This is a genomic window from Salmonella sp. 2020_1459 (genome assembly GCF_043847915.1).
Taxonomy (GTDB): Bacteria; Pseudomonadota; Gammaproteobacteria; order Enterobacterales; family Enterobacteriaceae; genus Salmonella; species Salmonella enterica.
Genome location: NZ_JBCMFA010000003.1, coordinates 298,459 through 318,469, shown reverse-complemented (window position 1 = coordinate 318,469; position 20,011 = coordinate 298,459). Strand labels below are relative to the sequence as shown.

Below are 20,011 nucleotides of genomic sequence, written 5' to 3'. Positions count from 1 at the left end.
ATTAGGCCGGACGTTGAAAAAACGGGCCCGCGGCGACGGACTCGCGCAGAATCAGCGTGCCGGTAAAGGGCGGGATCGGGGCGACCGGCTCGCTGTTCGCCAGGCGAACGGCCTGATCGATCGCGGTGGCTATCATATCCTCGATGGGTAAATAGACTGTTGAAAGCCCCGGTTCAAGCCAGGTTGCGCCCGGCGCATCGTCAAAACCAAACAGCGACACATCCTGCGGGATGCGTAATCCGGCCTGGCGCAGCGCTTTTGCCGCGCCCAGCGCCGTGTCATCATTACAGGCGAATAGCGCGCTAAACGTGACGCCTTCCTCCAGTAATTCCCGGCAGGCGTCATAGCCGCGCGTCAGCGTGTAATCGCCGTATTTCACTTTTGCCGGTTGCCAGGGAATGCCATATTTTTCCAGCGCCTTTCGATAACCCGCTACGCGTGATGTGCCGGTGGGAGTATGAACAGGCAGCGTAATACAGGCGATATCGCGATGGCCCTGCGTAATCAGGTATTCCACCGCCTGGAATGCCGCCGTCTCCTGCTCGAAGAAAATAGCGCGATCGCGGGCCTGAGTGACGTTGCGATTAATAATCACCAGCGGCATTTCCGTGGCGTCAATCAACGACAAAATCGCCGGCTCATCCATATAGCGAGTGTAAAGAATAATAGCGTCGCACTGTCTGTCGGCCAACATTTGTACGGCTTTCTGCTCTCGTTCCGGCGTATCGTGACCATCGGTGACGATCAACTGCTTGTTATGAAACTCCGCCTGGCGCGACGCCCGGCGCAACAAACTGCCGAAATAGAAGCCGTCAAACGTAGAGACGACCAGACCGATGCTGTTGCTGGTGCGATTCGCCAGCGAGCGTGCCAGCAGGTTGGGGCGATAGCCCAGAGCCTGCATCGCCGTAAACACTTTCTGGCGCGTGCTTTCTTTTACCTGCCCCGTCCCATTCAGCACTCGTGAGACGGTGGCCTTTGATACGCCCGCATGGCGGGAAACATCCAGCATTGTCGCCATCATGCTACCCTGATTAATCGGTTGTCGACAGGTGCCCGGTATCCGTCGGCGTGGATACCGAATGTCGGCGTACCAGTGTCGGACTAAATACATGAGTTACTTCTGGCGTAGGGCATTTCCCCGCCAACGCTAACGCCAGCTCCGCCGCCTGTGTCGCCATGGTGACGATCGGATACCGAATGGTGGTCAGTCGGGGACGCACATAGCGTGAGACCAGTACATCATCAAAACCGATGAGCGATACTTCGCCCGGCACCCCCACGCCATTATCATTTAATACTCCCATCGCGCCGGCCGCCATCGAGTCGTTATAGCAGGCCACCGCGGTAAAATGTCTGCCGCGGCCTAATAACTCAGTCATCGCCTGCTCGCCGCCGCTTTCATCCGGTTCGCCGAACGTCACCAGCCGATCGTTAGCCGGGATATGGCTTTCCGCCAGCGCATCGTAATAGCCCCTCAGGCGATCTTCGGCATCAGAGATGGTGTGGTTGGAACAGATATACCCAATACGCGTATGACCTTGCTGGATCAGATGTCGGGTCGCCAGCCATGCCCCGTAACGGTCATCCAGCGCGACACAGCGGTGTTCTAACCCCGGTAAAATGCGGTTAATCAGCACCATGCCGGGGATTTGCTTCATTAATGAGGCCAGGTCCGCATCCGGAATCATTTTGGCGTGTACCACTAACGCTGCGCAACGATGACGAATCAACTGTTCAATAGCCTGACGCTCTTTTTGTTCGTTATGATACCCGTTGCCAATCAGTAAAAAATTGCCGGTGTGATACGCCACCTGTTCAACGGCTTTCACCATCGCGCCGAAAAAAGGATCGGAAACGTCGCCGACCACCAGACCGAGGGTTTCCGTTGCCTGCTGTGCCAGCGCGCGCGCGTTGGCGTTAGGGTGATAGCTCAGGGACTCCATTGCGCTGGTCACCGCCAGCCGGGACGCTTCGCTGGCTTTTGGCGAATCGTTAATAACGCGAGAAACGGTGGCGACTGAAACACCGGCCAGTCGGGCTACATCTTTTATGGTCGCCATGATAATACCTATAGTGGGTAAACGCTTACATTACGCCAGTTTTACGGAAAATGAACGTCTGTTCAAGCCTCTTGCCCCGCCGTGTCGGGCAAATGTGACCTGCACGGGAGAAATGCGTCTGTAAAGTGACAATACAAATCTTTCGTTACAGTTTGCGAAGCGCTGTTGCGATTGTCTGCTGGCAGGCCAGCGAGTCAGGCTGATAGAGTGGTGATCCCAGAGGTATTGATAGGTGGAATCAACGTCATTGTTGATCACACGAATTACACCAACCTGCGTAGAGATGCGCAGGTTTTTTTTTGTTTCGCCTGAACCTGTAACAGTAACGGATAATTTACACAACTCGTTGCATTTCCGTTTATTCCTTTGCGTTTTCGGACTGGCGATGCAGACGCGCGAAGCCCACAATCAAGATCCCAGAGGTATTGATTGGTGAGATTATTCGGTACGCTCTTCGTACCTGTCTCTTGCACCAACCTGCGCGGATGCGCAGGTTTTTTTTCGAACCTATTTTGCTATCGCTCCTGTTACGCAACTCGTGTAATCTGCCACAATTCATGTTTTAGCGAATTGTCGGCCAAAGGGAGTTGAAATGCTGTTTGGATTTTTCCGTAACCTGTTTCGCGTGCTTTATCGTGTGCGCGTCACTGGCGATGTCCGGGCGCTACAGGGGAACCGGGTCTTAATTACCCCCAATCACGTTTCATTTATCGATGGTATGCTACTGGCGCTGTTTTTGCCGGTACGGCCTGTCTTTGCGGTATATACCTCCATCAGCCAGCAATGGTATATGCGCTGGTTAACGCCGCTGATCGATTTTGTACCGCTCGATCCCACTAAACCCATGTCCATTAAACACCTGGTGCGTCTGGTGGAGCAGGGGCGTCCAGTGGTGATTTTCCCGGAAGGGCGGATTTCCGTGACCGGTTCGCTGATGAAAATTTATGACGGCGCAGGCTTTGTGGCGGCAAAATCGGGCGCAACCGTCATTCCGCTCCGCATTGACGGCGCGGAGCTTACCCCTTTCAGTCGCCTGAAAGGTCTGGTTAAACGGCGCTTATTCCCCCGCATTCAGCTTCATATTTTACCGCCGACGCAAATACCGATGCCGGAAGCGCCGCGCGCGCGCGACAGGCGTAAGATAGCGGGTGAGATGCTGCACCAGATCATGATGGAAGCGCGTATGGCGGTGCGCCCACGCGAGACGTTATACGAATCGTTGCTGGCGGCGCAATATCGTTACGGCGCGGGTAAAAACTGTATTGAGGACATTAACTTTACGCCGGATACGTATCGTAAGTTACTGACCAAGACGCTTTTTGTTGGCCGGATTCTGGAAAAGTACAGCGTTGAGGGCGAGAAAATCGGTTTAATGCTGCCGAATGCCGCTATCAGCGCGGCGGTGATTTTCGGCGCGGTTTCTCGTCGCCGCATTCCGGCCATGATGAACTACACAGCGGGGGTAAAAGGGCTGACCAGCGCGATTACCGCGGCGGAAATTAAAACGATTTTTACCTCCCGCCAGTTCCTCGATAAAGGTAAATTGTGGCACCTGCCGGAGCAGCTAACGCAGGTTCGCTGGGTTTACCTGGAAGATTTAAAAGCGGACGTCACACTCGCCGACAAGCTGTGGATTTTTGCCCACCTCCTGGCGCCGCGACTGGCGCAGGTAAAACAGCAGCCGGAAGACGAGGCGATTATTCTTTTTACTTCCGGCTCGGAAGGGCACCCGAAAGGGGTGGTGCACAGCCATAAAAGCATTCTGGCGAACGTCGAGCAGATAAAAACGATTGCGGATTTCACCGCCAATGACCGTTTTATGTCGGCGCTGCCGCTCTTTCACTCGTTCGGTTTGACGGTGGGCCTGTTTACGCCGTTGTTGACCGGCGCGGAAGTATTTCTTTATCCAAGTCCGCTGCACTACCGCATTGTGCCGGAACTGGTCTATGACCGTAACTGTACCGTGCTGTTTGGTACGTCAACCTTCCTCGGCAACTATGCGCGCTTTGCCAATCCGTATGATTTTTATCGCCTGCGCTATGTGGTGGCCGGTGCGGAAAAACTTCAGGAGAGCACCAAACAACTGTGGCAGGATAAATTCGGTCTGCGCATTCTTGAGGGCTACGGGGTAACGGAATGCGCGCCAGTAGTCTCGATTAACGTGCCGATGGCGGCTAAGCCGGGCACTGTTGGCCGCATTCTGCCTGGCATGGACGCGCGTCTGCTGGCGGTGCCCGGTATTGAAAACGGCGGTCGGCTACAGCTGAAAGGGCCGAATATCATGAATGGCTATCTGCGCGTGGAAAAACCGGGCGTGCTGGAGGTGCCGTCAGCGGAAAACGCCAGAGGCGAAACCGAGCGCGGCTGGTACGACACGGGCGACATTGTACGCTTCGATGAAAATGGTTTTGTGCAGATTCAGGGGCGCGCGAAACGCTTTGCGAAAATTGCTGGCGAAATGGTCTCGCTGGAGATGGTCGAGCAACTGGCGCTTGGCGTTTCGGCGGACAAAATGCACGCTACCGCCATTAAAAGTGATGCCAGCAAAGGTGAAGCGCTGGTACTGTTTACGACTGACAGCGAACTCACCCGAGAAAAGTTACAGCACTATGCTCGTGAACACGGTATTCCGGAACTTGCCGTCCCGCGTGATATCCGTTATCTGAAGCAGCTTCCCTTGCTTGGCAGCGGGAAACCCGATTTTGTGACGCTGAAAAGTTGGGTGGATGCGCCGGAACAACATCATGAGTGAGTCAGTACGTACTAACACCTCCATCTGGTCGAAAGGGATGCTGTCGGTGATTGTCGCGCAGTTTCTCTCGGCTTTTGGCGATAATGCGCTGCTGTTTGCGACGCTGGCACTGCTGAAAGCTCAGTTTTACCCGGACTGGAGCCAGCCTGTTTTGCAAATGGTGTTTGTGGGCGCTTACATTCTTTTTGCGCCGTTTGTCGGCCAGATAGCGGACAGCTTTGCCAAAGGCCGGGTGATGATGGTTGCCAATGGTCTTAAACTGGCGGGAGCGGCAGGTATCTGCCTCGGCGTAAATCCTTTTGTCGGTTATACGTTGGTCGGGATTGGCGCGGCGGCTTATTCTCCGGCGAAATACGGTATTCTGGGCGAACTGACGACGGGTGATAAGCTGGTGAAAGCCAATGGCCTGATGGAAGCCTCTACGATTGCGGCGATTTTGCTCGGTTCCGTCGCGGGCGGCGTATTGGCCGACTGGCATGTCATCGCCGCGCTGGTTGCCTGCGCGTTGGCCTACGCTGGCGCAGTGGCGGCTAACCTGTTTATCCCGAAGCTTGTGGCGGCGCGTCCAGGACAATCCTGGCGGTTGTCGGCGATGACGCGTAGTTTCTTCAGCGCTTGCGTTGTCCTTTGGCGTAACGGTGAAACGCGTTTTTCGCTGGTGGGGACCGGGCTATTCTGGGGCGCAGGCGTGACGCTGCGTTTTCTGCTGGTGCTGTGGGTGCCAGTGGCGCTGGGCATTACGGATAACGCCACGCCGACTTACCTGAACGCCATGGTGGCGGTAGGCATTGTGGTCGGCGCGGGCGCGGCGGCAAAACTGGTGACGCTGGAGACCGTATCGCGCTGTATGCCCGCCGGGATTTTGATTGGCGTTGTGGTTGCGATCTTCTCATTACAGCACGCATTGCTGCCTGCTTATGCCTTGTTGCTGTTGATAGGTATGCTGGGCGGCTTTTTTGTGGTGCCGCTCAACGCTTTGCTCCAGGAGCGCGGTAAGAAGAGCGTTGGCGCCGGGAATGCCATTGCCGTACAAAATCTGGGCGAGAATAGCGCCATGCTATTAATGCTGGGACTGTACTCGCTGGCGGTGCTGGTTGGCGTTCCGGCAGTGGCGATAGGTATCGGCTTTGGCGTGCTGTTCGCGCTGGCGATCGCGGCGCTGTGGATCTGGCAGCGCCGGCAGGCATCATACTGAGTGAATATGCCGGGCGGCGAGCGCGCGTTATCCGGCTTACATTGTCTCTGTAAGCCCGGAAGCGTAGCGCCACCGGGCACTGACCATCACGGCGCCGGATAGGTATAAACCTGATGCGCCGCCTCAATCTCCGCCAGAACCTCTTCGCTTAACGTCAGATGCAGACTTTCCACATTCGTCTTGAGCTGCGCCATCGTGGTTGCGCCCAGTAACGTACTGGCGACAAACGGCTGGCGGCGAACAAAGGCCAGCGCCATCTGCGCCGGATCAAGATTGTGACGCTTCGCGATATCGACGTAGGCGGCAACGGCTTTTTGCGCCTGTTCGCCGCTGTAACGTGTGAAGCGGCTGAACAAGGTATTCCGCGCGCCTGCGGGTTTGGCCCCGTTCAGGTATTTACCGGTTAATGTGCCAAACGCCAGACAGGAATAGGCGAGCAATTCAACACCTTCATACTGGCTGACTTCCGCCAGCCCGACCTCGTAGCTGCGGTTTAACAGGCTATAGGGGTTCTGGATCGTGACAATACGCGGCAGGTCATGTTTTTCCGCCAGATGCAGATAGCGCATAACGCCAAACGCTGTCTCATTTGAAACGCCAATATAACGAATCTTACCCGCTCGCTGAAACTCACTTAGCGCGTCTAACGTCTCCAGCAGACTTACTACTGGCGTGGAGTCCGTCCAGTTATAGCCGAGTTTACCGAAGCAGTTAGTGGGGCGCTGCGGCCAGTGCACCTGATACAAATCCAGATAGTCGGTCTGCAATCGGGTCAAACTGTCGTGTAGCGCTTCGCGAATATTTTTACGATCCAGCGCCTGATGAGGCCGGATGCCTTGATCATTATTACGTGCCGGTCCGCTAACTTTGCTGGCGATGATCAGTTTTTCACGGTTGCCGCGTTTGGCGAGCCAGTTACCGATATAGGACTCCGTCAGCCCTTGTGTTTCCGGGCGCGGCGGTACCGGATACATCTCGGCGGCATCGATAAGGTTAATGCCATTTGCGATGGCATAGTCGAGCTGTGCGTGAGCGTCGGCTTCGCTGTTTTGTTCACCAAATGTCATTGTGCCCAGCCCTAGCGTACTTACTTCGAGCGAGCTGTGGGGTATACGGTGATAGTGCATAGCCGTTTCCTTTTTATTATGAAGTCAGAAATTCCCGACAAAGGACAATAAAAATGGCAGAGGGAAGGCAAAAGGGAAAGTAAAATTGCAGGCTGCGCGGCGTAATTGTTACCGGGCGTGGTCGCCACGCACCGTTACGGGACGCAGCCTGAAGGCTTGCAGAACGCTGACCTCGATCACAGGCCACCGCTTAACGTTCGATGATTTGAGACACTTCGTCACGGTTGATTTGCATCTCGTTTCCCTGTGCATCGGTATAGCTGACCAGACCGGTATCATCGTCAACTTGCGGTTTTCCATCGGTCAGGATCATACGACCATCTTTCGTCGCCATTACATAATCGCTGCTGCATCCGGATACCGCAAAAGCCAACCCTACTGCGGAAATTACAACTGCCCACTTTTTCATCCGTTTGTCCTCACATAGCCTGCATCTGATAATAGTCTGTTAATCATATGTCTGATAATAGTCTAGTAATAACGCGCAGCTCTGCATGTCGGAAGCAGCAAAATCTTAATCTGTGAGAAGAAAGGAAATAAAGTGAGTATTCGCTCCCCGGCGGGGGAGCGAGACAGGATTACAGCGGATTCTTTTTATTACGCAACAGGTTCAGGCTCTCTACTGCGATAGAGAAGAACATGGCGAAATAGATATACCCTTTCGGAACGTGAACGTCGAAACTTTCCAGAATCAGGGTAAAGCCAACCAGGATCAGAAAGGAGAGCGCCAGCATTTTTACCGACGGATGACGATCGACAAACTCGCCGATGGGCCGTGCCGCAAACATCATGACGCCCACGGCAATAACGACTGCCGCCATCATAATAAACAGATGATCGGAGAGGCCAACCGCTGTGATAACTGAATCAAGGCTGAAAATAATATCCAGCAGCATAATCTGCACTATTGCGCCCAGGAAAGAAGAAACCCGGGTTTTTAACCCTTCTTCTTCGCCTTCGATGGACTCATGGATCTCCTTGCTGGCTTTCCAGATTAAAAATAACCCGCCCAGTAACAGAATGAGATCGCGGGCGGAAATCGCTTCGCCGAAAAGCTCAAACAGCGGATTAGTCAGCCGAGTGACCCAGGCGATTGACGCCAGCAGCGCCAGGCGCATAACCATCGCCGCCGCCAACCCAAGCCGCCGTGCGTGGTTTCGTTGCGCCGTAGGAAGTTTTGCTACCACCAGAGAAAGAAAAATAATGTTGTCGATCCCAAGTACAATCTCCAGCAGCGTCAGCGTACCGAGCGCCAGCCAGGCATTAGGATCGGTTATCCATGCAAATAACATCGAACAAAGTCCTGCCAAAAAAAGAAGCGGTAATTATAGGCCCGTCGAGTGACGGGCGAAAGCCCAGGCTGAATTTGCGCAACCAGGAACGGTGTAAAATAGCGGCGACAATACGCTTACGTTTATCGAGCGTCGGTCCGACGCGTAGCCATAGCGGAGGCGCATTTGCGTGTAATGGACGTTACGGATTTTGCAATAAAAAATGGCGAGCCAGCAGCGCCTGCGTAAAATTTTTTTTCAGATAAAATCCACGCGGTAGCGTCAAAATAGGTTCCCCGCGCGCGCCGATAGCCTCGGTGAGCGCCCTGGCATTGGCGGCTTTGGGTCGCAGTTGCAAGACTTCGCCATGACGGGCGGTAATGCGTTCCACCTGGCCCAGCACTATCATGTCCATCAGCTCTTCCCAGTCGAGGCGTAGCTGCCTGTCCTCTTCTTCACTCGGACTCCAGAGTAGCGGCGAACCTACGCGGCGTTCGGCTAACGGTATGCTGCGATCGCCTTCGACCGGCACCCATAGCACGCGCTTCAATTTATGCCGTACGTGACTTGTCTCCCAGGTCACGCCGCTGTTACCGGTTAACGGCGCCACGCAGACAAAGGTTGTTTCCAGAGGACGACCCAGACTATCCACCGGGATGGTTTTCAGTTCTACGCCTAATGCGGCGAAATCCTGCTCCGGCTTGCTCCCGGCGCTGGCGCCGAGCCAGATCTCCAGCAAGACGCCGATCCAGCCTTTGTCTCGCTTCAAATCTTTAGGCGTGGTAATGCCGGCCATCGCCGCCAGCTCGCCTAACGTATAGCCGGAAAGCTGCCGCGCCTGGGCTAACAGCAATGCTTCCGAAGCAGGCGGAGTCAGTAGCGGACAAAGAGCGGACATGACAATTACCTTAGGTCAAAAAATGAGCAGTGATTTTATACCGTATGGGCAGAGTTTATCTTTTTCTGTGTCTTATATTCAATAGACTGATTTTTATTGCCTTTTTTGTGTTGTTTCTTCGTGTTGCGCAACGCTGAAGCGGGTTTTCCAATTCTGGTCACTGACAATAAACAGGATCTTACACTATGTTATCCACAGAAAGTTGGGATAACTGTGTAAAACCACCACTACTGTTTCCATTTACAGCCTTGACGTGCGACGAAAATCGAAAATTCAGACAAATAGTGCGTAAGTTATTGGCACAATCTGTGGATAAAACCGACGCTGGTTGATCTTTCATCAGCATAAGGATCTTAGATGTGATGCTGGTCACGCTTTATGAAGGTAGCATGTAAGATTTGTCTATAACGCAATGAATATAAGGCACTATTTTTACTGTCTCCAGCATGAGGAATTCAGACTGTTCTGGGTTTTCCCGTGGTAATTCCATACTTCTTCACAACTATATCCACAGAAAAGGTGAATAAAATGGCGCAAGGGCGTCATCATCTGTTTATAACTCGGCTATTTACTGTGAGTTATTCAATTGTTATTAGGCTGTGTCACTATTACAGAGTGGTTTACCGCCTCACTGGAGTATGAAACAATCGTTCATATATAAGGTTTATGTTGAGGTAGTCCGGTGATTGATGACGATGGCTACCGCCCAAATGTAGGTATCGTAATTTGTAATCGTCAGGGGCAGGTGATGTGGGCCCGGCGATTTGGTCAGCACTCCTGGCAGTTCCCGCAGGGCGGGATAAATCCAGGGGAGTCGGCAGAACAGGCGATGTACCGGGAACTGTTTGAAGAAGTTGGGTTAAGCCGTAAAGATGTGCGGATCCTTGCTTCTACTCGCAACTGGTTGCGTTACAAGTTACCAAAACGTTTGGTGCGTTGGGACACAAAGCCGGTATGTATCGGCCAGAAACAAAAGTGGTTTCTTTTGCAGTTAATGAGCGCCGACGCCGAAATCAATATGCAAACCAGCAGTACGCCGGAGTTTGACGGCTGGCGCTGGGTAAGTTACTGGTATCCGGTTCGACAAGTGGTGTCATTTAAACGCGATGTCTACCGCAGGGTAATGAAAGAGTTTGCAAGTGTTGTCATGGCGCTTCAGGATAATCCCCCTAAGCTACAAAGCGCGCCTGCTTATCGACGTAAAAGAGGTTAAGCCACGCAAATTATGCTCACTCGCCTGCGCGAAATAGTCGAAAAAGTGGCCAGTGCGCCGCGTCTGAACGAGGCGCTGAATATTCTGGTCACGGATATCTGTCTTGCGATGGATACTGAGGTTTGCTCGGTTTACCTGGCCGATCATGACCGACGCTGTTATTACCTGATGGCGACGCGGGGGTTGAAAAAACCGCGTGGTCGAACCGTTGCGCTTGCGTTTGATGAGGGGATCGTCGGTCTGGTGGGCAGACTGGCGGAACCCATTAACCTTGCCGATGCGCAAAAACATCCCAGCTTTAAATACATTCCTTCGGTAAAAGAGGAGCGTTTTCGCGCGTTTCTCGGCGTGCCGATCATTCAGCGTCGCCAACTTCTCGGCGTGCTGGTCGTACAGCAGCGCGAATTGCGCCAGTACGATGAAAGCGAAGAGTCTTTCCTCGTCACGCTCGCTACGCAGATGGCGGCTATCCTGTCACAGTCGCAGGTCACAGCGCTGTTCGGGCAATACCGGCAGACGCGAATCCGCGCGCTTCCTGCGGCGCCGGGCGTGGCTATCGCAACGGGCTGGCAAGACGCGACCATGCCGCTGATGGAACAGGTTTACGAAGCGTCTACGCTGGATACCTCTCTTGAACGCGAACGACTGACCGGCGCTCTGGAAGAGGCGGCGAACGAATTCCGACGATACAGCAAACGCTTTGCCGCCGGCGCGCAAAAAGAGACGGCGGCCATTTTCGATCTGTACTCACACCTGCTTTCAGACGCCAGACTGCGTCGCGAACTCTTCGCCGAGGTCGACAAAGGCGCTGTTGCGGAGTGGGCCGTTAAAAAAATCATCGAAAAATTTGCCGAGCAATTTGCGGCGCTAACCGATAACTACCTCAAAGAACGTGCGGGAGACTTACGCACGTTGGGGCAGCGGCTGTTATTCCATCTTGATGATTCAGTTCAGGGGCCAAACGCCTGGCCGGAACGTTTTATTCTGGTCGCGGATGAGCTGTCGGCGACCACCCTGGCGGAGCTGCCGCAGGACAGGCTGGCGGGCGTTGTGGTGCGCGACGGCGCGGCAAACTCGCATGCGGCGATTATGGTGCGCGCGCTCGGTATCCCGACCGTCATGGGCGCGGATATCCAACCTTCGGTGCTACATCGCCGTACGTTGGTGGTGGATGGCTATCGCGGTGAATTACTGGTCGATCCTGAACCCGTGCTTATTCAGGAATATCAGCGGCTCATTAGTGAAGAGATAGAACTCAGTCGTCTGGCGGAGGACGACGTCAATCTTCCCGCCCAACTGAAAAGCGGCGAGCGAGTCAAAGTGATGCTGAATGCCGGGCTCAGTCCCGAGCATGAGGAAAAGTTAGGCAGTCGGATCGACGGTATCGGCCTGTACCGTACTGAAATTCCCTTTATGCTGCAAAGCGGGTTTCCCTCGGAAGAAGAGCAGGTGGCGCAGTATCAAGGGATGCTGCAAATGTTTAACGATAAACCGGTGACGCTGCGGACCCTGGATGTGGGAGCGGATAAGCAACTGCCCTATATGCCGATCAGCGAGGAGAACCCGTGTCTGGGCTGGCGCGGGATCCGCATTACGCTGGATCAGCCGGAGATCTTTTTGATCCAGGTCCGCGCGATGCTGCGCGCCAATGCGGCGACTGGCAACCTCAGCATTTTGCTGCCGATGGTCACCAGTATTGATGAAGTCGATGAAGCGCGGCGTCTGATCGAACGCGCCGGGCGCGAGGTCGAGGAGATGATCGGCTATGCGATCCCGAAACCGCGTATCGGCATTATGCTGGAAGTACCATCAATGGTATTTATGCTGCCGCATCTGGCTAACCGGATCGACTTTATCTCGGTCGGCACCAACGATTTAACGCAATATATCCTGGCGGTAGATCGCAACAATACCCGCGTGGCCAGTATTTACGACAGTCTGCATCCGGCTATGCTGCGCGCACTGTCCATGATCGCGCAGGAAGCCGAAAAACATGGCCTCGATCTTCGCTTGTGCGGCGAGATGGCGGGCGATCCGATGTGCGTGGCGATTCTTATCGGTCTGGGATATCGCCATCTTTCGATGAATGGCCGTTCGGTAGCGCGTGTGAAATATCTGCTGCGGCATATCGATTTTGAAGACGCGCAAACCCTTGCCAGACGCAGCCTTGAGGCGCAGATGGCGACCGAAGTGCGTCATCAGGTGGCGGCGTTTATGGAGCGCCGCGGGATGGGGGGATTGATTCGAGGAGGGTTGTAACGACTGGAGCGGGAAAAGAGAGTGACTGTGGATTCACGGCGCAGACAACACGCCTGCAAGATGAAAGACAATGCGTATACATATCTTTTAACGGTAATCGGCATCTCGCTTTTAACCCTTGTGCTATTATTCGCACCTTTGGAGCGTCTGCAACGCGCAGGCGCGCTTATCAATCGCTATCTCTTCAGCGAAATAACAAGAAATTGTGGTGACAGATGACCAGTAGCTATCTGCATTTTCCGGACTTTGATCCGGTCATTTTCTCAATTGGGCCCGTCGCGCTTCACTGGTATGGCTTGATGTATCTGGTGGGGTTCGTTTTCGCGATGTGGTTGGCGGTGCGTCGCGCTAACCGTCCGGGAAGCGGTTGGACCAAAAACGAAGTTGAAAATTTACTCTATGCAGGTTTCCTGGGGGTCTTCCTGGGGGGACGTATTGGCTATGTCCTGTTTTATAACTTCCCTCTGTTTCTGGATAACCCGCTCTATTTATTCCGCGTCTGGGACGGCGGCATGTCCTTCCACGGCGGGCTTATCGGCGTGATACTGGTGATGATTATCTTCGCCAGGCGCACGAAGCGCTCGTTCTTTCAGGTGTCTGATTTTATTGCGCCGTTAATTCCGTTCGGCCTGGGCGCCGGGCGTCTGGGCAACTTTATCAACGGTGAATTGTGGGGGCGCGTCGATCCTGACTTCCGGTTTGCCATGCTCTTTCCTGGCTCACGCGCGGAAGATATTGCGCTGCTGCCGTCACATCCGCAATGGCAGCCTATTTTTGATACCTACGGCGTATTGCCGCGCCACCCTTCCCAGTTGTATGAGCTGGCATTAGAAGGCGTGGTGCTGTTTATCATCCTTAATCTCTTTATTCGCAAACCGCGTCCGATGGGCGCAGTCTCCGGATTATTCCTGATTGGCTATGGCGCGTTTCGTATCATTGTTGAATTCTTCCGCCAGCCGGACGCGCAATTTACCGGCGCGTGGGTACAGTACATCAGCATGGGGCAGATTCTCTCTATCCCGATGATTATCGCTGGCGCGATCATGATGGTTTGGGCATATCGCCGCCGCCCGCAGCAACACGTTTCCTGAGGAACCATGAAACAGTATTTAGAACTGATGCAAAAAGTGCTGGATGAAGGCACACAGAAAAACGACCGTACCGGCACCGGCACGCTTTCCATTTTTGGCCATCAGATGCGTTTTAACCTGCAGGAAGGCTTTCCTCTGGTGACGACAAAACGCTGCCATTTACGTTCAATTATTCACGAACTGCTATGGTTTTTGCAGGGCGATACCAACATCGCTTACCTGCACGAAAATAATGTCACCATCTGGGACGAATGGGCCGATGAGAACGGCGATTTAGGCCCGGTTTATGGTAAGCAGTGGCGTGCATGGTCAACACCGGATGGCCGCCATATCGATCAGATCGCCACGGTCTTAAGCCAGCTTAAAAACGACCCGGACTCTCGTCGTATTATCGTTTCTGCGTGGAACGTCGGCGAGCTGGATAAGATGGCGCTGGCGCCGTGTCACGCCTTTTTCCAGTTTTATGTCGCAGATGGAAAACTCTCCTGTCAGCTTTATCAGCGCTCCTGCGATGTGTTCCTCGGTCTGCCGTTCAACATTGCCAGCTACGCGTTACTGGTGCATATGATGGCGCAACAGTGCGACCTGGATGTCGGCGATTTTGTCTGGACCGGCGGCGACACGCACCTGTACAGCAACCATATGGAGCAGACGCACCTGCAATTAAGCCGTGAACCGCGCGCGCTGCCGAAGTTGGTCATTAAGCGTAAACCCGATTCGCTTTTTGACTACCGGTTCGATGATTTCGAAATTGAAGGCTATGATCCGCACCCCGGTATTAAAGCGCCGGTCGCTATCTAAGCGCTGACGATCCTGCCATAACCGACGTCATTGCGCGTCGGTTTTTTTTTACCCTTCGTCTCAATCTTCGGCGCGGATTCCTGAAATTTTGCAACGCGCTGCAAGACATGAACTTTTTTCCGTAACGCGCCGAACAATCTGTATTTGGCGCTCGTTATTTTTCTTCCGCCCGCCATACTGCCGACATGAAAAAACAACAGGGCTATACGCTCATTGAAACGGTGGTCGCGATGTCGCTCATTATCATTCTCAGCGCCACAGGACTTTATGGCTGGCAACGCTGGCAGCAGCAACAGCGCCTGTGGCAAACCGCATGTCAGGTGCGGGATTACCTGCTGCAACTTCGTGAGGACGCTCACTGGCATAACCGCGATCACATTCTTCGCGTGGTCAGCGAAGGCGGTTCATGGTGCTTTGTCAGCTCTGTTGCTACGCAAACATCGTGTACGCCATCTTCCCCCTTTGTGTTTACGCCCGACTGGCGTGATGTCGTCCTTGCCGATATCACGCCGTCGTTAGCCTTCTTTGGCCTGCGCAATACGGCATGGGCAGGGCACATCGTACTGAAAAACGCTGCCGGAGAGTGGCGTCTGGTCGTCTCCTCCTGGGGGCGAATCAGGCTATGCGAGCGTAACGAGGCCGCCACGTGTCAATAACCACGCGGGGGTTCTCGCTACTGGAAGTTGTGCTGGCGATGGCGATAGGTTCCATTTTACTGCTTGGGTCCGCACGATTTTTACCGGCGTTACAGCGTGAGATCTGGCACAACACGCGACAGTTATCGCTGGAAGATGAAATCTGGCAGCGAACCTATACCGTAGCGAAGCATCTTCAACGTGCGGGTTACTGTCATGGCCACTGTATTGGCGAAGGGTTACATCTTGCCGAACAGGGGCAATGCGTCATCGTTCAGTGGGACGGGAATAATAACGGTGTCTGGGATACCATACCGGCGAAAGAGGCCGACCAGACCGGGTTTCGTGTGAAGGATAACGTTCTGGAGACATTACGCGGAGCAACATCTTGCCAGGGTAAGGGATGGGAAAAAATGACCGATCCCAATACGGTACTCATCACGGCGTTTACCGTTGAGCGCCGGGATATAACGGGATTCTCGCCAGTGCTCATGCTGCATCTGCGCGGCGCCAGCAAAGCCGAGCCTCAGACGGCTATTGACGCGCAATACAGCGTAACGGGATTTAATCTGTGAATCGGGAACGTGGCGCTTCTTCGCTAATACTGGCGCTTTTAATACTGATTCTGGGTAGTCTGCTACTGCAAGGCGTAAATCAGCAGCAGGCCAGCTATGCCGCCCGCGTGACGACGCAGAGCATGGCGATACAACGCCAGGCGCTCGTACAGTCGGCGCTGGAATGGGGGCGGGGGCAGCTATGGTCAGGCGTAACCGAAATGGAATGTCGGCGCTATTCCTCTTCAGGAGCAAGAGTCTGTTTGCGGAGATTATCGGGGGATGAGGTGGTGATGGCGGCGCAAGATGACGGCATGACGTTATGGCGTTTGGGCAACGTCATTCAGGGAAGCATTGTCTTTTCTCCCCACGGCTGGAGCGATTTTTGTCCGTTAAAAGAGGTGGCGTTATGTCGCATCCCCTGAATTTACAACGCGGGTTTAGCCTCCCGGAAGTTTTAGTGGCGATGGTTCTAATGGTAATGATCGTCACCGCGCTGTCAGGCTATCAGCGGGTATTAATGCACAGTTTTGCATTACGACACCAGTATCTCCAGATCTGGCGGCAGGCGTGGCAGCAAACGGCGCTGTATCCATTTTCGCCTGCTGACGACTGGAAGGCCAACCGGATGCAGACAACGCAATCGGGATGTGTCAGCATCAGCGTCACGATGGTTTCACCCTCTGGCAGGCAGGGGCAGATGACGCGCTTGCATTGTCCAAATCGTTAATCGTCAGGAGTAATTATGTTAAGGGTCTACCACTCCAATCGTCTGGATGTGCTGGAAGCGTTGATGGAATTCATCGTCGAACGCGAGCGGCTGGATGATCCCTTTGAACCAGAAATGATTCTGGTACAAAGCACGGGTATGGCGCAGTGGCTGCAGATGACCCTTTCACAAAAGTTTGGTATTGCGGCGAATATCGCTTTTCCGTTACCGGCGAGTTTTATCTGGGAGATGTTTGTCCGCGTGTTGCCGGATATCCCCAAAGAAAGCGCTTTCAGCAAACAAAGCATGAGCTGGAAACTGATGACCTTGCTGCCGCAGTTGCTGGATAAGGATGAGTTTGTACTGCTGCGCCATTATCTGACCGACGACACCGATAAACGCAAACTCTTTCAGCTTTCCGCGCGCGCCGCCGACCTGTTCGATCAGTATCTGGTTTATCGGCCTGACTGGCTTACGCAGTGGGAAGCGGGAAAAACCGTGGAAGGTCTGGGGGAGGCGCAAAACTGGCAGGCGCCGCTGTGGAAAGCATTGGTGGAATATACCGCCGCGCTGGGGCAGCCGCGCTGGCATCGCGCCAATCTCTACCAACGCTTTATTCAAACGCTGGAGAGCGCGACCGCCTGCCCGCCAGGGTTGCCGTCCCGCGTTTTTATTTGCGGCATTTCCGCGTTACCGCCAGTGTATCTCAGAGCATTGCAGGCGCTGGGTAAACATATTGAAATCCATCTCCTTTTTACTAATCCGTGTCGGTATTACTGGGGGGATATTAAAGACCCAGCCTGGCTGGCAAAACTCATGGCTCGCCAGCGTCGTCACACTTTTGAAGACCGTCATTTACCGCTGTTCCGTGAAAATCAGAATCCGGAAGCCTTATTTAACAGCGACGGTGAACAGGATATCGGTAATCCGCTACTGGCCTCATGGGGAAAACTGGGGCGGGATTATATCTACCTGCTATCTGAACTGGAAAACAGCCAGGAGCTGGATGCGTTTGTTGATATTACGCCAGATAATCTTTTGCATCGGATTCAGGCGGATATCCTTGAACTGGAAAGCCATGCGGTGGCGGGCGTAAATCTTGAGGAGTATTCGCGCAGCGACAATAAGCGTCTGCTCGATCCCGAGGATAACAGCCTCTCTTTTCACGTTTGTCACAGCCCGCAGCGCGAGGTGGAAATACTGCACGATCGCCTGCTGGCGATGCTGGAAGCCGATCCGACACTAACGCCGCGCGACATTATCGTTATGGTGGCTGATATTGACAGCTATAGCCCGTTTATCCAGGCGGTGTTTGGTAGCGCGCCAACGGAGCGCTATCTGCCTTATGCTATTTCCGATCGGCGGGCGCGTCAGTCACATCCGGTGTTACAGGCATTTATCAGCCTGCTTTCGTTACCGGACAGCCGCTTCGTCTCCGAGGATGTTCTGGCGTTGTTAGACGTACCGGTATTGGCTGCCCGCTTTACGATCAACGAAGAAGGGCTGCGTTATTTGCGCTTGTGGGTCAATGAGTCAGGCATTCGCTGGGGAATTGACGATGACAACGTACGCGAGCTGGAACTTCCTGCCACAGGGCAGCATACATGGCAATTTGGCCTGACGCGTATGCTGCTGGGGTATGCGATGGAAAGCGCCCAGGGCGAGTGGCAGTCGGTTCTGCCTTATGACGAATCCAGCGGTCTGATTGCCGAGCTGGTCGGGCATCTGGCTTCGCTGCTGATGCAGCTTAATATCTGGCGGCGCGGTCTGGCGCAGGAGCGACCGCTGGAAGAGTGGCTGCCCGTTTGTCGCGACATGCTCAATGATTTCTTCCTGCCCGATGCGGACACGGAAGCGGCAATGACATTGATTGAACAGCAGTGGCAGGCCATTATCGCCGAAGGCGTCGCGGCGGAATATGGCGACGCGGTACCGATTTCGCTACTGCGGGATGAACTGGCGCAGCGTCTGGATCAGGAACGTATTAGCCAGCGCTTCCTGGCGGGCCCCATCAATATTTGTACGCTGATGCCGATGCGTTCCATTCCGTTCAGAGTCGTTTGCCTGCTGGGAATGAACGACGGCGTATACCCGCGCCAGCTTGCGCCGTTGGGCTTTGACCTGATGAGCCAAAAACCCATGCGCGGGGATCGTAGCCGTCGCGACGATGACCGCTACCTGTTTCTGGAAGCGTTAATCTCGGCGCAGCAGACGCTGTATATCAGCTACATCGGTCGCTCCATCCAGGATAATAGCGAACGCTTTCCCTCTGTACTGGTGCAAGAATTGGTGGATTACATCGGGCAAAGCTACTATTTGCCGGGCGACGAAACGCTGACCTGTGATGAGAGCGAAGCACGAGTCAAAGCGCATATTACGCGTCTGCATACCCGTATGCCTTTTGATGCGCAAAATTACCAACCCGGCGAACAGCAAAGTTATGCCAGAGAGTGGTTGCCCGCGGCGAGTCAGTCGGGAAAAGCGCATTCTGACTTTGTGCAGCCGCTTCCTTTTACGATGCCGGAAACATTGACTCTGGAAAGTCTGCAGCGTTTTTGGGCCCATCCGGTACGCGCATTTTTTCAGATGCGGCTTCAGGTTAATTTCCGCTCGGAAGAGAGTGAGATTCCTGATGCGGAACCGTTTGAATTAGAGGGATTGACGCGATATCAACTTAACCAACAGTTGCTCAATACGCTGGTTGAAGAGGACGACGCCGAACGCTTGTTCCGCCGTTTCCGGGCTGCGGGAGAGTTGCCTTACGGCGCGTTTGGCGAAATATTCTGGGATGCGCAATGTCAGGAGATGCAGCAACTGGCAAGCCGGGTTATCGCCTGTCGTAAGCCGAGCCAAAGCCTGGAAGTGGATCTGCTTTGCAATGGCGTTCAGCTAACCGGCTGGCTGCCGCAGGTACAGGAGGATGGATTATTGCGCTGGCGTCCCGCTTTAATCAGCGTGGCGCAAGGTGTGCAACTTTGGCTGGAACACCTTGTCTATTGTGCCAGCGGCGGGAGTGGCGAAAGTCGCCTGTTTTTGCGCAAAGAGGGAGAGTGGCGATTTCCGCCTCTTGATAAAACGCAGGCAATGGCTTACCTGGCGCAACTGATTGAAGGCTACCGGGAAGGCATGTCTTCTCCGCTATTGGTACTGCCGGAAAGCGGCGGCGCATGGATAAAAGCCTGTTATGACGCTGAAAATGATGTCATGTTAGACGACGATGACACCTTACAGAAGGCCAGAACAAAGTTTCTACAGGCTTATGAAGGCAACATGATGGTGAGCGGCGAAGGCGAAGATATCTGGTATCAACGTCTTTGGCGTCAGCTGGAATCTGAAACGTTGCAGGCTATCATTGCGCAGTCCCGACATTACCTGTTACCGCTGTTTCGTTTTAATCAGTCTCGTTGATTGTATGAAAATCGCGCAATTAAAAGGCTTCGACT

General features: G+C 54.0%; 17 protein-coding genes. 11 read left to right on the top strand and 6 right to left on the bottom strand.

Annotated features, from left to right (window positions below; all coding sequences use genetic code 11):
- Position 1 precedes the first annotated feature (1 nt).
- Both ACH0VJ_RS09965 and galR read right to left on the bottom strand, forming a co-directional pair.
- A complete protein-coding gene (locus tag ACH0VJ_RS09965) occupies positions 2-1,024 on the bottom strand; it encodes a LacI family DNA-binding transcriptional regulator (protein ID WP_000968353.1) in 1,023 nt (340 codons plus the stop codon).
- A gap of 10 nt (positions 1,025-1,034) precedes the next feature.
- Positions 1,035-2,063, bottom strand: a complete 1,029-nt coding sequence (gene galR, locus ACH0VJ_RS09960; protein ID WP_000201028.1) for an HTH-type transcriptional regulator GalR — start codon at positions 2,061-2,063, stop codon at positions 1,035-1,037.
- Between the two features lie 592 nt (positions 2,064-2,655).
- Here galR and aas point away from each other — a divergent pair.
- Positions 2,656-4,815 carry a bifunctional acyl-ACP--phospholipid O-acyltransferase/long-chain-fatty-acid--ACP ligase gene (aas, locus tag ACH0VJ_RS09955; RefSeq protein ID WP_000896096.1) on the top strand — a complete coding sequence of 720 codons (2,160 nt, stop codon included), beginning with the start codon at positions 2,656-2,658 and terminating at the stop codon, positions 4,813-4,815.
- Positions 4,808-6,010, top strand: a complete 1,203-nt coding sequence (gene lplT, locus ACH0VJ_RS09950) for a lysophospholipid transporter LplT (protein WP_000004686.1) — start codon at positions 4,808-4,810, stop codon at positions 6,008-6,010. The genes aas and lplT overlap by 8 nt, the downstream gene beginning before the upstream one ends.
- 86 nt (positions 6,011-6,096) lie before the next feature.
- On the opposite strand, the gene ACH0VJ_RS09945 is transcribed toward lplT, so the two are convergent.
- The 4 genes from ACH0VJ_RS09945 to mutH form a co-directional block, all read right to left on the bottom strand.
- Positions 6,097-7,137 (bottom strand): NADP(H)-dependent aldo-keto reductase, encoded by a 1,041-nt coding sequence (locus ACH0VJ_RS09945; protein ID WP_000558960.1) that lies wholly within the window; start codon positions 7,135-7,137, stop codon positions 6,097-6,099.
- A 190-nt stretch (positions 7,138-7,327) separates the two neighbouring features.
- The gene (locus ACH0VJ_RS09940; RefSeq protein WP_000758662.1) at positions 7,328-7,546 is read right to left on the bottom strand and encodes a YgdI/YgdR family lipoprotein; all 219 of its coding nucleotides are present in this window, start codon (positions 7,544-7,546) and stop codon (positions 7,328-7,330) included.
- A 169-nt stretch (positions 7,547-7,715) separates the two neighbouring features.
- Positions 7,716-8,429: a TerC family protein gene (locus tag ACH0VJ_RS09935; protein ID WP_000895635.1), complete on the bottom strand. Its 714-nt coding sequence runs from the start codon at positions 8,427-8,429 to the stop codon at positions 7,716-7,718.
- A 181-nt stretch (positions 8,430-8,610) separates the two neighbouring features.
- On the bottom strand, positions 8,611-9,306 hold the full coding sequence (mutH, locus tag ACH0VJ_RS09930) for a DNA mismatch repair endonuclease MutH (RefSeq protein WP_001274930.1): 696 nt from the start codon (positions 9,304-9,306) through the stop codon (positions 8,611-8,613).
- A 682-nt stretch (positions 9,307-9,988) separates the two neighbouring features.
- On the opposite strand from mutH, the gene rppH reads away from it, so the two are divergent.
- From rppH to recC, 9 genes are all read left to right on the top strand, one after another.
- Complete coding sequence (gene rppH, locus ACH0VJ_RS09925; protein ID WP_000564481.1) at positions 9,989-10,519, top strand: RNA pyrophosphohydrolase; 531 nt, start codon at positions 9,989-9,991, stop codon at positions 10,517-10,519.
- Positions 10,520-10,531: 12 nt separating this feature from the next.
- Entirely contained in the window at positions 10,532-12,778 is a 2,247-nt protein-coding gene (gene ptsP, locus ACH0VJ_RS09920; protein ID WP_000957887.1) for a phosphoenolpyruvate--protein phosphotransferase, read from the top strand.
- A gap of 215 nt (positions 12,779-12,993) precedes the next feature.
- Complete coding sequence (lgt, locus tag ACH0VJ_RS09915; RefSeq protein ID WP_000204645.1) at positions 12,994-13,869, top strand: prolipoprotein diacylglyceryl transferase; 876 nt, start codon at positions 12,994-12,996, stop codon at positions 13,867-13,869.
- A 6-nt stretch (positions 13,870-13,875) separates the two neighbouring features.
- Positions 13,876-14,670: a thymidylate synthase gene (gene thyA, locus ACH0VJ_RS09910; RefSeq protein ID WP_000816251.1), complete on the top strand. Its 795-nt coding sequence runs from the start codon at positions 13,876-13,878 to the stop codon at positions 14,668-14,670.
- Positions 14,671-14,855: 185 nt separating this feature from the next.
- Positions 14,856-15,326 (top strand): prepilin peptidase-dependent protein, encoded by a 471-nt coding sequence (locus tag ACH0VJ_RS09905; protein ID WP_000744668.1) that lies wholly within the window; start codon positions 14,856-14,858, stop codon positions 15,324-15,326.
- Positions 15,317-15,880: a prepilin peptidase-dependent protein gene (locus tag ACH0VJ_RS09900; protein ID WP_000029152.1), complete on the top strand. Its 564-nt coding sequence runs from the start codon at positions 15,317-15,319 to the stop codon at positions 15,878-15,880. The genes ACH0VJ_RS09905 and ACH0VJ_RS09900 overlap by 10 nt, the downstream gene beginning before the upstream one ends.
- Positions 15,877-16,284: a DUF2509 family protein gene (locus ACH0VJ_RS09895; RefSeq protein WP_001078536.1), complete on the top strand. Its 408-nt coding sequence runs from the start codon at positions 15,877-15,879 to the stop codon at positions 16,282-16,284. Before ACH0VJ_RS09900 ends, ACH0VJ_RS09895 begins: the two co-directional genes overlap by 4 nt.
- A complete protein-coding gene (locus ACH0VJ_RS09890; RefSeq protein ID WP_000019286.1) occupies positions 16,269-16,589 on the top strand; it encodes a prepilin-type N-terminal cleavage/methylation domain-containing protein in 321 nt (106 codons plus the stop codon). The genes ACH0VJ_RS09895 and ACH0VJ_RS09890 overlap by 16 nt, the downstream gene beginning before the upstream one ends.
- A 15-nt stretch (positions 16,590-16,604) precedes the next feature.
- Positions 16,605-19,976 (top strand): exodeoxyribonuclease V subunit gamma, encoded by a 3,372-nt coding sequence (gene recC / locus ACH0VJ_RS09885; protein WP_000946837.1) that lies wholly within the window; start codon positions 16,605-16,607, stop codon positions 19,974-19,976.
- Positions 19,977-20,011: the final 35 nt, after the last annotated feature.

What these genes read in the sequence shown, in the direction of transcription:
- ACH0VJ_RS09965 (WP_000968353.1), bottom strand. Translation starts at nt 1,024, where the DNA reads ATGATGGCGACAATGCTGGATGTTTCCCGCCATGCGGGCGTATCAAAG.
- galR (WP_000201028.1), bottom strand. Translation starts at nt 2,063, where the DNA reads ATGGCGACCATAAAAGATGTAGCCCGACTGGCCGGTGTTTCAGTCGCC.
- aas (WP_000896096.1), top strand. Translation starts at nt 2,656, where the DNA reads ATGCTGTTTGGATTTTTCCGTAACCTGTTTCGCGTGCTTTATCGTGTG.
- lplT (WP_000004686.1), top strand. Translation starts at nt 4,808, where the DNA reads ATGAGTGAGTCAGTACGTACTAACACCTCCATCTGGTCGAAAGGGATG.
- ACH0VJ_RS09945 (WP_000558960.1), bottom strand. Translation starts at nt 7,137, where the DNA reads ATGCACTATCACCGTATACCCCACAGCTCGCTCGAAGTAAGTACGCTA.
- ACH0VJ_RS09940 (WP_000758662.1), bottom strand. Translation starts at nt 7,546, where the DNA reads ATGAAAAAGTGGGCAGTTGTAATTTCCGCAGTAGGGTTGGCTTTTGCG.
- ACH0VJ_RS09935 (WP_000895635.1), bottom strand. Translation starts at nt 8,429, where the DNA reads ATGTTATTTGCATGGATAACCGATCCTAATGCCTGGCTGGCGCTCGGT.
- mutH (WP_001274930.1), bottom strand. Translation starts at nt 9,306, where the DNA reads ATGTCCGCTCTTTGTCCGCTACTGACTCCGCCTGCTTCGGAAGCATTG.
- ptsP (WP_000957887.1), top strand. Translation starts at nt 10,532, where the DNA reads ATGCTCACTCGCCTGCGCGAAATAGTCGAAAAAGTGGCCAGTGCGCCG.
- lgt (WP_000204645.1), top strand. Translation starts at nt 12,994, where the DNA reads ATGACCAGTAGCTATCTGCATTTTCCGGACTTTGATCCGGTCATTTTC.
- thyA (WP_000816251.1), top strand. Translation starts at nt 13,876, where the DNA reads ATGAAACAGTATTTAGAACTGATGCAAAAAGTGCTGGATGAAGGCACA.
- ACH0VJ_RS09905 (WP_000744668.1), top strand. Translation starts at nt 14,856, where the DNA reads ATGAAAAAACAACAGGGCTATACGCTCATTGAAACGGTGGTCGCGATG.
- ACH0VJ_RS09890 (WP_000019286.1), top strand. Translation starts at nt 16,269, where the DNA reads ATGTCGCATCCCCTGAATTTACAACGCGGGTTTAGCCTCCCGGAAGTT.
- recC (WP_000946837.1), top strand. Translation starts at nt 16,605, where the DNA reads ATGTTAAGGGTCTACCACTCCAATCGTCTGGATGTGCTGGAAGCGTTG.